12 protein-coding genes and 1 pseudogene are annotated in these 13,693 nt (G+C 71.5%); 3 read left to right on the forward strand and 10 right to left on the reverse strand.

Translation table 11 applies throughout. The features are described from left to right. Positions 1 to 147: 147 nt before the first annotated feature. From ABZX75_RS17030 to ABZX75_RS17055, 6 genes are all read right to left on the reverse strand, one after another. Positions 148 to 1,053 carry a hypothetical protein gene (locus ABZX75_RS17030; RefSeq protein WP_355411107.1) on the reverse strand — a complete coding sequence of 302 codons (906 nt, stop codon included), beginning with the start codon at positions 1,051 to 1,053 and terminating at the stop codon, positions 148 to 150. A gap of 80 nt (positions 1,054 to 1,133) precedes the next feature. Next, complete coding sequence (locus ABZX75_RS17035) at positions 1,134 to 2,225, reverse strand: LOG family protein (protein WP_355411109.1); 1,092 nt, start codon at positions 2,223 to 2,225, stop codon at positions 1,134 to 1,136. Positions 2,226 to 2,250: 25 nt separating this feature from the next. Beyond that, entirely contained in the window at positions 2,251 to 3,330 is a 1,080-nt protein-coding gene (locus tag ABZX75_RS17040; protein ID WP_355411111.1) for a hypothetical protein, read from the reverse strand. After that, entirely contained in the window at positions 3,312 to 4,100 is a 789-nt protein-coding gene (locus ABZX75_RS17045) for an ATP-binding cassette domain-containing protein (RefSeq protein ID WP_355411113.1), read from the reverse strand. The genes ABZX75_RS17040 and ABZX75_RS17045 overlap by 19 nt, the downstream gene beginning before the upstream one ends. Before the next feature lie 237 nt (positions 4,101 to 4,337). After that, the gene (locus ABZX75_RS17050; RefSeq protein WP_355411115.1) at positions 4,338 to 5,699 is read right to left on the reverse strand and encodes an aspartate aminotransferase family protein; all 1,362 of its coding nucleotides are present in this window, start codon (positions 5,697 to 5,699) and stop codon (positions 4,338 to 4,340) included. A 3-nt stretch (positions 5,700 to 5,702) separates the two neighbouring features. Next, the gene (locus tag ABZX75_RS17055) at positions 5,703 to 6,206 is read right to left on the reverse strand and encodes an Lrp/AsnC family transcriptional regulator (protein ID WP_031144106.1); all 504 of its coding nucleotides are present in this window, start codon (positions 6,204 to 6,206) and stop codon (positions 5,703 to 5,705) included. A 169-nt stretch (positions 6,207 to 6,375) separates the two neighbouring features. Here ABZX75_RS17055 and ABZX75_RS17060 point away from each other — a divergent pair, with 169 nt between their 5' ends. After that, complete coding sequence (locus ABZX75_RS17060) at positions 6,376 to 7,815, forward strand: gamma-aminobutyraldehyde dehydrogenase (protein ID WP_355411117.1); 1,440 nt, start codon at positions 6,376 to 6,378, stop codon at positions 7,813 to 7,815. A gap of 187 nt (positions 7,816 to 8,002) precedes the next feature. On the opposite strand, the gene ABZX75_RS17065 is transcribed toward ABZX75_RS17060, so the two are convergent. Continuing rightward, a complete protein-coding gene (locus ABZX75_RS17065) occupies positions 8,003 to 8,692 on the reverse strand; it encodes a glycerophosphodiester phosphodiesterase (RefSeq protein ID WP_355411119.1) in 690 nt (229 codons plus the stop codon). 39 nt (positions 8,693 to 8,731) lie between these two features. Further along, entirely contained in the window at positions 8,732 to 9,757 is a 1,026-nt protein-coding gene (locus tag ABZX75_RS17070; protein WP_355411121.1) for an adenosine deaminase, read from the reverse strand. A 111-nt stretch (positions 9,758 to 9,868) separates the two neighbouring features. Between ABZX75_RS17070 and ABZX75_RS17075 the strand changes: the two genes are divergently transcribed. After that, positions 9,869 to 10,615, forward strand: coding sequence for a hypothetical protein (locus tag ABZX75_RS17075; RefSeq protein ID WP_355411123.1), 747 nt, complete (start codon positions 9,869 to 9,871; stop codon positions 10,613 to 10,615). A gap of 28 nt (positions 10,616 to 10,643) precedes the next feature. On the opposite strand, the pseudogene ABZX75_RS17080 reads toward ABZX75_RS17075, so the two are convergent. Continuing rightward, positions 10,644 to 11,311 (reverse strand): annotated as a pseudogene (locus ABZX75_RS17080) (TROVE domain-containing protein); the annotation flags it as partial. A gap of 114 nt (positions 11,312 to 11,425) precedes the next feature. Beyond that, positions 11,426 to 11,995: an NADAR family protein gene (locus ABZX75_RS17085; protein ID WP_355411125.1), complete on the reverse strand. Its 570-nt coding sequence runs from the start codon at positions 11,993 to 11,995 to the stop codon at positions 11,426 to 11,428. 182 nt (positions 11,996 to 12,177) lie between these two features. Between ABZX75_RS17085 and ABZX75_RS17090 the strand changes: the two genes are divergently transcribed. After that, on the forward strand, positions 12,178 to 13,692 hold the full coding sequence (locus ABZX75_RS17090) for a gamma-aminobutyraldehyde dehydrogenase (RefSeq protein WP_355411492.1): 1,515 nt from the start codon (positions 12,178 to 12,180) through the stop codon (positions 13,690 to 13,692). The last annotated feature ends 1 nt before the right edge of the window (position 13,693 follow it).

Genomic DNA, 13,693 nt, shown 5'->3' on the forward strand with positions numbered 1-13,693 from the left:
GCTGCGGGCCGCCTGCCGGGGCGCTGCCTCGGGCCCCGCGCCTCAAGCGCCGGCGGGGCTGAAGGGCGGGGCGCTGCCTCGGGCCCCGCGCCTCAAACGTCGGCGGGGCTGGAGCGGGTGGAGCGCCCCGGTAGGCCGGGGCCGCGGCTAGGGGACCGGGACGGGGACGGGGGTGGCGGTTTCCGGTTCGGGGGACTCGTGCTTGCCGTACCACGCCACCGCCACCGCGCCGCTGACCGCCAGGACGAAGCCCAGGATCGCCAGCCACGCCAGGCCGGGGCGCGACGCGTCGCCCAGCCACAGGACGCCGATCGCTCCCGGCAGGACCGTCTCGCCGACGACCAGCGCCGCCGTCGCGCCGTTCACCGAGCCGATCTGGAGGGCGACCGTGTGCAGGTACATGCCACCGATGCCCGCCACCAGGATGGCGTAGAGGGCCGGGTCGGAAAGGAACGCGCCGAGGTCGAAGGGGTCGACGCCGTTCAGGATCCGGACGCCGACACCCAGCGCGCCGAAGCCGAGCCCCGACAGCAGGCCCGCCAGGATCGCCGCCCCGCCGCCCAGGAGGCGTACGGCCACCGTGCCGCCCACCATCAGCAGGACGGTGATCCCCAGCAGCCACCAGTGCGTGGACATCGGGGCGTGGTGGCCGCCCTCGTGGCCCGCGGCCGTCGCCAGCAGCACCAGCGCCGTGCAGACGACGCCGATCGAGGTCCATTCCTTGCGGGTCAGCCGGATGCCCAGCATCTTCACGCTCAGGACCGCCGTGATCACCAGGTTGGCGCTGATCACGGTCTGCGAGAGGAAGAGGGGCAGGAGCCGGGCGGCAAGGGCGCCGAGGCCGAAGCCCACGAAGTCCAGGATCGTGCCGACGATGAATTCCCACGTCATCGCCGCTTTCGCGGTGGACGACAGGTTGGGGCCGCCGTGGGCGGTCACCCCGGCGGCGGTCGGGGACATCCGGGCTGCGCGGCGCGAGCCCACGGCTTGCAGCACGGATCCCGTGCCGTAGCAGATGGACGCCGCGACGGCGGTCAGCAGGCCTATGAGCACCAAAGGCTCCGTTCACGTCTGGCAGGTTTTGCGGTACCACTGCCAGACGTCGAAACGGGCCCGGAAGTTGCCTGCGGAGTTCAACCCATTGACGCGAGGACGCCCGGGACCTCCTCCACCGAGTCCACGAGCGCGATCCGGGACTCCATCGCACGACCGCGTGCGAGGGTCTGGAGCAGGGGCCACGCCGGGAGGTGCTCGGTCCAGTGGGTGCGGTCGACGAGGATCATCGGCGTCGGCTCGCCGCGCGACCCGTAGTAGTTCGGCGTGGCGTTGTCGAAGATCTCCTGGACCGTGCCCGCCGCGCCCGGCAGGAAGACCACGCCCGCGGTGGACCGGGCCAGCAGCCCGTCCTCGCGGGTGGCGTTCGCGAAGTACTTCGCGATGTGCCCCGCGAAGGGGTTGGGCGGCTCGTGGCCGTAGAACCAGGTCGGGATGCCCACGGAGTCGCCGCCGCCGGGCCAGAGTTCCCGTACGGCGAAGGCCGCGCGCGCCCAGTCGGACACCGACGGTACGAAGGAGGGTGCCTTGGCCAGCAGTTCCAGGGCCTCCGGGAGCGCCTCGTCGGGGGCCGGGGCCAGGTAGGCGCCGAGGTTGGCCGCCTCCATCGCGCCGGGGCCGCCGCCCGTGGCCACCGTGAACCCGGACCGGGACAGGGCCCGGCCCAGCTCGGCCGCGCCGCGGTACTCCGTACCGCCGCGGGACATCGCGTGCCCGCCCATCACGCCCACCACCCGGGCACCCGCGAGGTGCTCGTCGAGGGCGTCGGAGATGGCGTCGTCGTGGAGGGCACGGAGCATCGAGGACAGGATGTCGCCGTCCGCCTTGGTCTCCTGGAGCCAGGCGTACGCCTGGGCGTCCGGGGTGGCCTCGTAGCCGTCGGGCAGCCCGGAGAACAGTTCCTCGGGCGTGTACAGCAGGCCCCGGTACGGGTTGAACGGCAGCTCCGGCAGCGGCGGGAAGACCAGTGCGCCGTCCGCGCGCACCTTCACCGCGGCGTCGGGCTCCATCGGGCAGCCCAGGAACACGGCCGCCGAGGTGTCGGCCGACAGCAGCGCGAAAGTCCGCTCCAGCAGGTTGACCGACTGGATGCGGTAACCGCTGAGCGAGCCGCGGGCCACGACCTGGTCGAATTCGGCGAGCGTCTCGATCTCGATGTCTGCGTTGACCATTCGGCCCACCCTAAGGGCTGCCCGCTCAGCGGGTCAGTGCCAGCGACGTCAGCTGCGCCACACCCCAGCTGAGCGGTACGCACACGGCCGCGAGGGCGGTGGCCCGCAAACTCACCGCCGTACGCAGGACCTTGGCCGGAGCGCCGAGGTCGAGCAGGGTCTCGCGGGCGGCGCGGCGGGCCTGGCGTGCCTCCACCGCGGATGTGAGAAGGGTCGCGGCCGCGCACGCCGCGACCAGCGCGGCCGCCATCGCGGTCAGCGGGCCCAGCGGGAGGAGCAGCCCGCCGCGGTCGCGCAGGGCCAGCGCGGTGATGGCGCCCGCGCCGACGGCGCACAGCACCCCGAGCGGCGGGCCGAGCCGGGGTGCCTCCTCCTGGAGGGCCCGTCCGGCCAGCAGCCGCAGCGCGCCGGGGCGTACGGCCTGTACCAGCGTCCCGCAGGCGTAGGCCAGGCCCGGTCCGGCGAGGGCGAGCCCGATCGCGGTCAGTGTCCAGCCGGCGAGCATCCCGGCGCTGCCACGGCCCGCGTAGACCTCGACGGCGAGCCCGCACGCGGTGAGGGCGACGCCCCAGGGCACGCCGGACTGCGGGGCGGGTGGCCGGGGCGGCCGGGGGCGCAGGGCGAGAACCGTCGCGGCGGAGGAGACCAGCGGCACCAGGGCCAGCAGGGTGAGGGCGCCGGCCAGGGGCAGCGGCTGGTCGGCGTGGAGCAGCTCGGCGCCGGCTCCGTCGAAGGGCAGCCCGGTCAGGTCCCCGCGCAGGTGGAGGAAGGCGGCCAGGGCCAGGGCGCTGCCCAGGGTGGCGGCGATGGCGGTGGAGACCGCCGCGACGAGGGTGAGGCGTACGGGCCCCAGCCCGGCGGCGTCCAGGCCCTCGCGCGGCCGGGTCGCCGGGTCGGTCCGGGCCACGGCGACGGCGAACTGGACGGTGGCGGCCACGGGGACCAGGGTCCACAGCAGCCGCGGGAACGATCCGGCGGGCTGGACCACGGCCCCGACGAGCACGTAGAGCAGCAGGAACCCGGTACCGGCCGAGGCGGCGGCCACCAGCAGCCGGCGCAGCTGGACGAGCGGCCGGGAGCCGCGGGCTAGGCGGAGAGCGAGCACGCGGCTTGGCCCTCCGGGGTCTCGGCGGCCGGGGTCTCGGCGGCCGGGGAGTCGGCCGCGGCCGCGGCTGCGGCGGGTCGGCCGTCGATCAGGGCGAACCGGCGGTCGGCGGCGGCCGCGGTGTCCTCGTCGTCGGTGGCCAGCAGCACGGTGATCTCGTGGGAGCGGGCCGCGGTGGTCAGGGTCCGCAGCAGCAGGGCGCGCTCGGCGCGGTGCAGCGGGGCCGTGGGCTCGTCGGCGAAGATCACCGCGGGCTCGTTGACCAGGGCCCGGGCCAGGGCGACGCGCTGAGACTCGGCCCGGGTGAGGGCGGAAGGGCGCTTGCGGGCGCAGCCGCCGATGTCGAGGCGGCCCAGCCATTCGCAGGCGGCGTGTTTGGCGCTGCGGTGCGAGGCACCGGCGATCAGCAGCGGCAGGGCCGCGTTCTCCCAGACCTTCAGCTCGGGCAGCAGCTGGGGCTCGGGGCCGATCCAGCCGAACCGGTCGCGGCGCAGCCGTTCACGGGCCAGGGCGCCCATGGTGTGCACGGGCACGCTGTTGAACCAGACCTCGCCCTGTTCGGGCTGGAACTGGCCGGACAGGCAGCGCAGCAGCGTGGTCTTGCCGCTGCCGCGCGGTCCGGTCAGGGCCAGGATCTCGCCCTGGCGGACTCCGACGGAGACGCCGATGAGGCCGGGCGAGCCTCCCCCAGACTTCGTCCGGGGGGACCCCCTGTGGGAGTAGTGCAGGGAGCGTGCCCAGAGCACATCGTTGTCCGGTGGGGCCACCATGGCGTACACCTCTTCGGTTCGACTGCGGATCGGGACTTGGACCAGCCCGGCTCCCCCGTCCGGGGGAACGAAGGCGGAGGCCGATCGGTCACTGGCGTCGTACAGAGATGTAAAGAGATGAACGTCTTGTCGACCGACAGCACACGGCCCGGACCCTCACGTTCTCACTCGAACGGAGGATCCGGGCCGTGTGGTGGAGCCGGTGAAACGGGGTGGAGCTGTGGGCGGGACCGGTGCCTAGAGCTTGGTCCACGCCTCGGTGAGCACGGAGCGCAGGATGCCTTCGATCTCGTCGAAGGTGCCCTGGTCCGCGATCAGCGGCGGCGCGAGCTGGATGACCGGGTCACCGCGGTCGTCGGCCCGGCAGTACAGGCCGTTCTCGAAGAGCGCCTTGGAGAGGAAGCCGTAGAGCACGCGCTCCGTCTCCTCGTCCGTGAAGGACTCCTTGGTGACCTTGTCCTTGACGAGCTCGATGCCGTAGAAGTACCCGTTGCCGCGGACGTCGCCGACGATCGGCAGGTCGTGCAGCTTCTCCAGCGTCGCGCGGAAGGCGTCCTCGTGGTCCAGCACGTGCTGGTTGAGGCCTTCCTTGTCGAAGATGTCGAGGTTGGCGAGCGCCACCGCGGAGGACACCGGGTGTCCGCCGAAGGTGTAGCCGTGCAGGAAGGTGTTGTCGCCCTTGTAGAACGGCTCCGCGAGGCGGTCGGAGATGATGCAGGCGCCGATCGGGGAGTAGCCCGAGGTCATGCCCTTGGCGCAGGTGATCATGTCCGGGACGTAGCCGAACTTGTCACAGGCGAACATCGTGCCGAGGCGGCCGAACGCGCAGATCGTCTCGTCGGAGACCAGCAGCACGTCGTACTCGTCGCAGATCTCGCGGACCCGCTGGAAGTACCCGGGCGGCGGCGGGAAGCAGCCGCCTGCGTTCTGCACCGGCTCCAGGAAGACGGCCGCGACGGTGTCGGCGCCCTCGAAGAGGATCTCCTGCTCGATCTGGTCGGCGCACCAGCGGCCGTAGGCCTCGGGGTCGTCGCCGTAGATCGGGGCACGGTAGATGTTGGTGTTCACGACCTTGTGCGCACCGGGGACCAGCGGCTCGAAGGGGGCCTTCAGGGCCGGCAGGCCCGTGATGGACAGGGCGCCCTGCGGGGTGCCGTGGTAGGCGACCGCACGCGAGATGACCTTGTACTTGGTGGGCTTGCCCTGGAGCTTGAAGTACTGCTTGGCGAGCTTCCAGGCGGTCTCGACGGCTTCGCCGCCACCGGTGGTGAAGAAGACCTTGTTCAGGTCGCCCGGGGCGTAGTCGGCGAGGCGCGCGGCGAGCTCCACGGCCTTGGGGTGCGCGTACGACCAAATGGGGAAGAAGGCGAGTTCCTGCGCCTGCTTGTACGCGACCTCGGCCAGTTCCTTGCGGCCGTGACCGGCGTTGACCACGAACAGTCCGGCGAGACCGTCGAGGTAGCGCTTGCCCTTGTCGTCCCAGATGTAGGTGCCCTCACCACGCACGATGGTGGGGACGGGGGCGTTCTCGTAGGACGACATGCGGGTGAAGTGCATCCACAGGTGGTCGTACGCGGTTTTGGAGAGGTCCTGGCTCACGGGCTATCGAGTTCCCCACATGTAGGTCTGCTTCTTCAGCTTCAGGTAAACGAAGCTTTCGGTTGATCGCACGCCGGGGAGCGTGCGGATCTTCTTGTTGATCGTTTCGAGCAGGTGGTCGTCGTCCTCGCAGACGATCTCCACCATCAGGTCGAACGAGCCCGCGGTCATCACCACGTACTCGCACTCGGCCATCGCGGTCAGAGCGTCGGCCACGGGGTCGAGGTCTCCCTCGACGTTGATGCCGACCATCGCCTGGCGCCGCAGCCCCACGGTGAGCGGGTCGGTGACGGCGACGATCTGCATGACGCCCTGGTCGAGCAACTTCTGCACGCGCTGGCGCACCGCTGCCTCGGAGAGGCCGACGGCCTTCCCGATCGCTGCGTAGGGACGGCGACCGTCCTCCTGCAGTTGCTCGATGATCGCCAGGGACACAGCATCGACCGAAGGGGACGGTTGTCTGTTCCTGGAATCTGCGCTTCGACTGACCACGACCTCACTGTGCACGAGGAGTCGTCTGTTCCGCAAGACGGAATCGATGAAATCCGTTGTTTGGCGACGGTGATCTCACTGATTTCGTAGTTCGTGGCATCTGGCCCTGTCGAAAGCATCCGCCGAGACGCTAGGCTTGGGGATCGTCTCAACCATTGGACATGTGATCAGGAGTGTGGCTGTAGTGACCACCGAACTGCGTCGTCTGCGCAACTACATCGGCGGAGAGTTCAAGGACGCCGCCGACGGTCGGACCACCGAGGTGGTCAACCCCGCCACCGGCGAGGCGTACGCCACCGCCCCGCTCTCCGGCCAGGCCGATGTCGACGCGGCCATGGCCGCCGCCGCGGCCGCGTTCCCGGGCTGGCGCGACACCACGCCCGCGGAGCGGCAGAAGGCACTGCTGAAGATCGCGGACGCCTTCGAGGCCCGCGCGGACGAGCTCGTCGCCGCCGAGTCGGAGAACACCGGCAAGCCGCTGGGCCTGACGGCCAGCGAGGAGCTGCCGCCGATGGTGGACCAGATCCGCTTCTTCGCGGGCGCGGCCCGTCTGCTGGAAGGCCGCTCGGCCGGCGAGTACATGGAGGGGATGACCTCGATCATCCGCCGCGAGCCGGTCGGTGTCTGCGCCCAGGTCGCGCCGTGGAACTACCCGATGATGATGGCCGTGTGGAAGTTCGCCCCGGCCATCGCCGCGGGCAACACCGTGGTGCTCAAGCCCTCGGACACCACCCCGGCCTCCACCGTCCTGATGGCGGAGATCATCGACTCGGTCCTGCCGAAGGGCGTCTTCAACGTCATCTGCGGTGACCGCGAGACCGGCAAGGCCATGGTCGAGCACTCCACCCCGGCGATGGCCTCCATCACCGGCTCGGTCCGCGCGGGCATGCAGGTCGCCGAGAGCGCCTCGAAGGACGTCAAGCGCGTCCACCTGGAGCTCGGCGGCAAGGCGCCGGTCGTGGTCTTCGAGGACGCCGACATCGCCAAGGCCGTCGAGGACATCGCGGTCGCCGGCTACTTCAACGCCGGTCAGGACTGCACCGCCGCCACCCGCGTGCTCGTGCACCGGTCGATCCACGACGAGTTCGTGGCCGCGCTCGCCAAGGCCGCCGCCGACACCAAGACCGGCCAGCCGGACGACGAGGACGTGCTCTACGGCCCGCTGAACAACCCGAACCAGCTCAAGCAGGTCGCGGGCTTCATCGAGCGCCTCCCCGCGCACGCCAAGGTCGAGGCGGGCGGCCACCAGGTGGGCGAGAAGGGCTACTTCTACGCCCCGACCGTGGTCTCAGGCCTCAAGCAGGACGACGAGATCATCCAGAACGAGGTCTTCGGCCCCGTCATCACCGTCCAGTCCTTCACGGACGAGGCCCAGGCCCTGGAGTACGCGAACGGCGTCGAGTTCGCCCTCGCCTCCTCCGTGTGGACCAAGGACCACGGCCGCGCGATGCGGATGTCCAAGAACCTCGACTTCGGCTGCGTGTGGATCAACACCCACATCCCGCTCGTCGCCGAGATGCCGCACGGCGGCTTCAAGAAGTCCGGCTACGGCAAGGACCTTTCGGCCTACGGCTTCGAGGACTACACGCGCATCAAGCACGTGATGACCTCGCTCGGCGGCTGATCGCGGCCGGCGCTGAGGTGAGGGGGCGGGCGGTGGACGGCATGTCCACCGCCCGCCCTCTTTCGCGCCCCGGCGAACCCGTTCAAGGACGAACGGCATCGTGACGGCCGGCTGCGCCGGCAGCGTCAGGACCGCTGTCCACGCGTCACGGCCCGGCCCCGCGACAGCCGCGCGGCCGGCGTGCGTGTCATCGCCCGGACTCGGCCCGTACGGCGGCCAGCACGTCCACACGGTTCGTGGTGACCGAGTCCACCCCGGCCGCGACCAGTTTGCGCATCGTCCGCCGGGTGTCCGCCGTCCAGGCCGACACCAGCAGTCCGTCCCGGTGGAGTGCGTCCGTCAGCTCCCGGCCGACCAGCCCGAAGCGGTAGTTGAGCCAACGCGGCGCCACCGCGTCGATCAGGACGCGGCGCGGCGGCGACAGCGTGGTCCAGGTCAGCGCGATCTCGGCGCCCGGATCGGCGGCGCGCACGGCCAGCATGGTGTGAGGGCCGGCGCAGTAGTACGTCCGCTCGCGCGCCCCGCACTCGCGCACCTGGCCGACGACGGTCCGTACGGCCTCGTGCGTGGCGCCCGGCAGGTCGATCATCAGCCGCCCGGCGCCCGCCGCCATCAAGGCGTCGCGCAGGGTCGGGATCCCGCCCTGCGCCAGTTCCTTCAGCTGCGGGGCCGTGACGGCGTCGAGGCGCACGTCATGGCCCCACAGCCGCTTGAGCGTCTCGTCGTGGAGGAGGACCGGTACCCCGTCGCGGGTCAGCCGTACGTCGACCTCCACCGCGTCCGCCCCACGGGCGAAGGCGGAGCGGATCGAGGACAGGGTGTTCTCGCGGGCACGGTAGGGATCGCCGCGGTGGCCGACGACAGTCAGGGTGCGCATGGCCCTCATTCTCGGGGGCCGGCGGGATAAAAGGGGACGTCAGCGCGCGAGCCATTCGGCGGTGTACGCGTCGATCTCCGCGGCCAGCTTCGCCTTGCCGGCCGGGTCCAGGAAGGAGGCCTCGACGGCGTTCTTCGCCAGCTGCGCGAGACCGCGTTCGTCGAGGTCGAGGAGGCGGGCGGCCACCGCGTACTCGTTGTTGAGGTCGGAGCCGAACATCGGCGGGTCGTCGCTGTTGATGGTGACGAGCACGCCCGCCGCGGCCATCTCCTTGACCGGGTGCCGGTCGAGGTCGGTGACGGCGCGGGTGGCGATGTTGGAGGTCGGGCAGACCTCCACCGCGATGCGGTGCTCGGCGAGGTGGGCGAGGAGCTCCGGGTCCTGGGCGGCGCTGGTGCCGTGGCCGATGCGCTCGGCGCCGAGCTCGCGGATGGCGTCCCAGACCGTCTCCGGGCCGGTGGTCTCGCCGGCGTGCGGCACGCTGTGCAGGCCGGCCGCCCGGGCCCGGTCGAAGTACGGCTTGAACTGCGGGCGCGGGACACCGATCTCGGGGCCGCCGAGGCCGAAGGAGACCAGGCCCTCGGGGCGCAGGTCGACGGCGAGGCGAGTGGTCTCCTCGGCGGCCTCCAGGCCGGCCTCGCCGGGGATGTCGAAGCACCAGCGCAGGATGACGCCGAGCTCGGCCTCGGCGGCCTTGCGGGCGTCCTCGATGGCGGCCATGAAGGCCGTCTCCTCGATGCCGCGGCGGGTGGAGGAGTACGGGGTGATCGTCAGCTCGGCGTAACGGATGTTCTGCCGGGCCATGTCGCGGGCGACCTCGAAGGTCAGCAGGCGGACGTCCTCAGGGGTGCGGACCAGGTCCACGACCGACAGGTAGACCTCGATGAAGTGCGCGAAGTCCGTGAAGGTGAAGTAGTCGGCGAGCGCGTCGGGGTCGGTGGGGACCTTCGAATCCGGGTGCCGGGAGGCGAGTTCGGCCACGATGCGCGGGGAGGCCGATCCGACGTGGTGCACGTGCAGTTCGGCCTTGGGCAGCCCCGCGATGAAGGGGTGCAGGTCGGTCATGAAGGTGCCTCCGGGGGACAAGGGTGCGGTCGGGTCGGGCTTCATCGTAGGCAGGCCCCCGTGACGGTCGGTGGCAGCACTTAGCATGGCTGTACGAGAGGGGGGCGCCGCATGACCGAACACAGCCCTGAGCCGAGAGACCCGTGGGCGCCGCCGGAGCGCCCTGCCGTGGATCTCGGCAAGTCGCGGGGGGCGCCGGGCATGTCGGGTTCGCCGTCCGTGCACGACCAGCCGACGCTCGCGGGGATGCCGGGGGCCGAGCCGCCCGGGCCCGGCACGCCGACGGCCGGAATGTATCCGTCCGCTCAAACCCCGCCCGCTCACACTCCGCACGCCCAGGGCCCGTCCGCTGAGACCGCGATACCCGGGCCTGCGGTGGCGGCGTACGGCTATCCGGCCCAGCAGGACCCCGGCGGCTACGGCTACCCCGCTCAGCCGCCTGCCCAGCAGGGCTACGGCTACCCCGGATACCCAGGCCACGCGTCGTACCCGGGCCACGCCTCGTACCCGGCCTACGGGGCGCAGCCGAGCAACGGCTTCGGCACCACCGCCCTCGTCCTCGGCATCGTGGCCATGGTCGCCGTGCTCGGGTGCGTGACCGGCTTCCTGGCCGTCCCGCTCGGCATCGGCGCGGTCGTCTTCGGCGCCCTCGGTCACGGCAAGGCGAACCGAGGCCAGGCCGACAACGGCGGGGCGGCACTGGCCGGCATCATCATGGGCGCGCTCGGCATCGCCTTGGGCGCCCTGATGACGGCGCTCCTGCTCACCGGGTTCATGCTGGAGGACCTGGGCGAGCTGGAGGACGACTCGAACTACGAGAGTCCGTACTCCAACTCCCAGGTCCGCGAAAAGGCCTGACCCGGTCTCAGGGAGGGGCGGGCGCCGCTCACGCGGCCCACGGCCAGTCGGCGTCCCGGCCGCCCTCGATCAGGGACACCATGCGGAAGGCCGCATCGGTGAGCCCGCCGAAGGCGTGCCGGTTCGCGGAGCCGGAAGGGGCGTGGCCCACCCGGTATCCGGCCAGGTTCCAGGTGCAGAGCGGGACCGTGGACGGCACTTCGGCCGTCGGATCGCCCCCGTAGCCGTACGAGGCGGCCTGCTCGTCGGTGACGATCAGTACCCGGTCGTGGGCCCGGTAGTGCTCCTTCACCGCCCGGGCCGTGTAGGTGCCGCCGAGATCCCCGAACCTCTCCAGCACCGTCAGTACGGACTCGCCCCGGGCGTACGCGACCACCCGGCTGCTCGTACCGAACTGCACCAGGTCGGCGGCCTCGGCCCGCAGCGCCAGCGCCGTTGCGAACACGGCCGCCGCGTCCATCGGCCCCTGCAGCCATCCGGCCAGCGCCTCCCAGGTCATCCCGGCCTCCGCGAGCCGCTCGGCGGCGTCCGGGGCGGTGACCCGGGCCCGGCGCTGCTCGACCGGCAGCTCCATCAGCGCGCGGTGGGCGGCCAGGGTGCGGTTGCCGGCGGGACCTCCGCGTCTTCGGGGCTGTGCCTGCGGTCGAGGGCGTAGCGGAACAGGTCGCCCTGCCAGGGCTTGGCCGGGTCGGGGGAGGGGCTAGACGCCTGCCCGGACGGGCGCGAGGCATTAAACGCGCGTCCGCGGCCCCGTCAGACCGCCGCGCCCGGCCGGTCCCGGCCGGTGCCGGTCCGGCACGCGGCTGCCCGTCACCCGGTGGTCTCCCCGGCGGGATCCGTCCGCAGCCGCGTGCGCGCCTCCATCAGCGCGAAGCCCAGCAGATTCAGCCCGAGCCACCGCGCCGGGTCCAGGGCGCGCTCGTCGTCCGCCGCGAGGCCGATGCCCCAGATCCGGTCCAGCGGGCTCGCCTCCACCAGTACCCGGTCCCCGGTGGACAGCAGGTACGCGCGCAGCGCGGGGTCGGAGGCGAACTTGTGCACGCTTCCCTCGACCACGAGTGCGTACCGCTCGCGCTCCCACGTCGACTCGTCGAAGCCGCGCACCAGTCGGCCGGCCTTCTTCGCCGCTGCCGGGGTCTTGGCCTCCAGCGCGGCCCGCTCGGCCTCCGCGTCCCCGAACAGCCGAGCTTTGCCGGCCATCATCCAGTGCTCCGCGGTGGCATAACGGACGTCACCGACGGTGAAAGCGGAGGGCCACCACTGGCTCAGGCAGCTCCGCCCCAGCCGTCCGTCCGGCTGCGGCCGGTGTCCCCAGAACGGCAGAAACTTCACCCGCTCACCACGCCTGACCTGCCCGATCAGCTTGTCGATCATCTCCATGCACGCGATTCTGGCAGTCGCCACTGACAGTGCGTACGGGTTTTGGGGTGCATCTCGACACATGGTCGACCGATTCCGTCGCGTAATCAAAAGGCAACAACGGAATCACTTGGCGCGGGGTCACACCTCTGTCAGGATCGGCACTCAATTCGAGCTGTAGCTACGGAGAGCGTGAGAGCGTGATGGGCAACCGCTTCCAGGTCAAGGACCGCTTCGCAGACGGCGCGCAGTACATCGACGGCCAACTCAGGCCGGGTACATCGGGACAGTCGCACACCGTCGTCGACCCCGCCACCGGCGAGGAGGTCCTCACCTACGAGCTCGCGAGCACCGCGGACGTCGACGCGGCCGTCGCCGCCGCCCGACGGGCCTTCCCGGCCTGGTCCGGCGCCACTCCCGGCGAGCGCTCCGAAGCCCTGCACCGGCTGGCCGCCGTACTGGCCGAGCAGGCGCCGGACTTCGCCTACGCCGAGTCCCTCCAGTGCGGCAAGCCGATCAAGCTGTCCACGGAGTTCGACGTACCGGGGACCATCGACAACACCGCCTTCTTCGCCGGGGCCGCCCGCCACCTCCAGGGACAGGCGGCCGCCGAGTACTCCGGAGACCACACGTCCTGCGTACGCCGAGAGGCCATCGGGGTCGTCGGGTCCATCGCGCCCTGGAACTATCCGCTCCAAATGGCCGCCTGGAAGATCCTCCCGGCGATCGCCGCGGGCAACACCATCGTCCTCAAGCCCGCCGAGCTCACCCCGCTGACCTCCCTGATGTTCGCGCAGGCGGCCAAGGACGCGGGCCTGCCCGACGGCGTGGTCAACATCGTCACGGGAGCCGGCCGCGAGGCCGGGGAGCACCTCGTCGGTCACCCGGACGTGGTCATGACCTCCTTCACCGGCTCCACCGCCGTCGGCAAGCGGGTCGCCGAGATCGCCACCGCCACCGTCAAGCGGCTGCACCTGGAACTCGGTGGCAAGGCCCCCTTCCTCGTCTTCGACGACGCCGACCTGGAGGCCGCCGCGCACGGAGCCGTCGCCGCCTCCCTCATCAACACCGGCCAGGACTGCACCGCCGCCACCCGGGCCTACGTCCAGCGCCCGCTCCACGACGCCTTCGTCACCCGCGTCGCCGAACTGATGGAGACCGTCCGCCTCGGCGATCCCTTCGCGCCCACCACCGACCTCGGCCCGCTGGTCTCCCACGCGCAGCGCGACCGGGTCGCCGGCTTCGTCGAGCGCGCCCGCGCGTACGCCACCGTCGTCACCGGCGGCGAGATCCCGCAGGGCGATCTCGCGGACGGCGCGTACTACCGCCCCACCCTCATCACCGGCGCCGCCCAGGACAGCGAGGTGGTCCAGTCCGAGATCTTCGGGCCGGTCCTCGTCGTACTGCCCTTCGACACCGACGACGAGGGCATCGCGCTGGCCAACGACACCCCCTACGGACTCGCCGCATCCGCCTGGAGCCGCGACCTCTACCGGGCCAACCGCGCCACCCGCGAGATCAAGGCGGGCTGCGTCTGGGTCAACGACCACATTCCGATCATCAGCGAGATGCCCCACGGCGGCTACAAGGCGAGCGGCTTCGGAAAGGACATGAGCGCCTACTCCTTCGAGGAGTACACGCAGGTCAAGCATGTGATGTACGACAACACCGCGGTCGCCGCGAAGGACTGGCACCGCACCGTCTTCGGGGACCGATAGC

It is taken from the genome of Streptomyces sp. NPDC003038 (genome assembly GCF_040611115.1).
GTDB lineage: Bacteria > Actinomycetota > Actinomycetes > Streptomycetales > Streptomycetaceae > Streptomyces.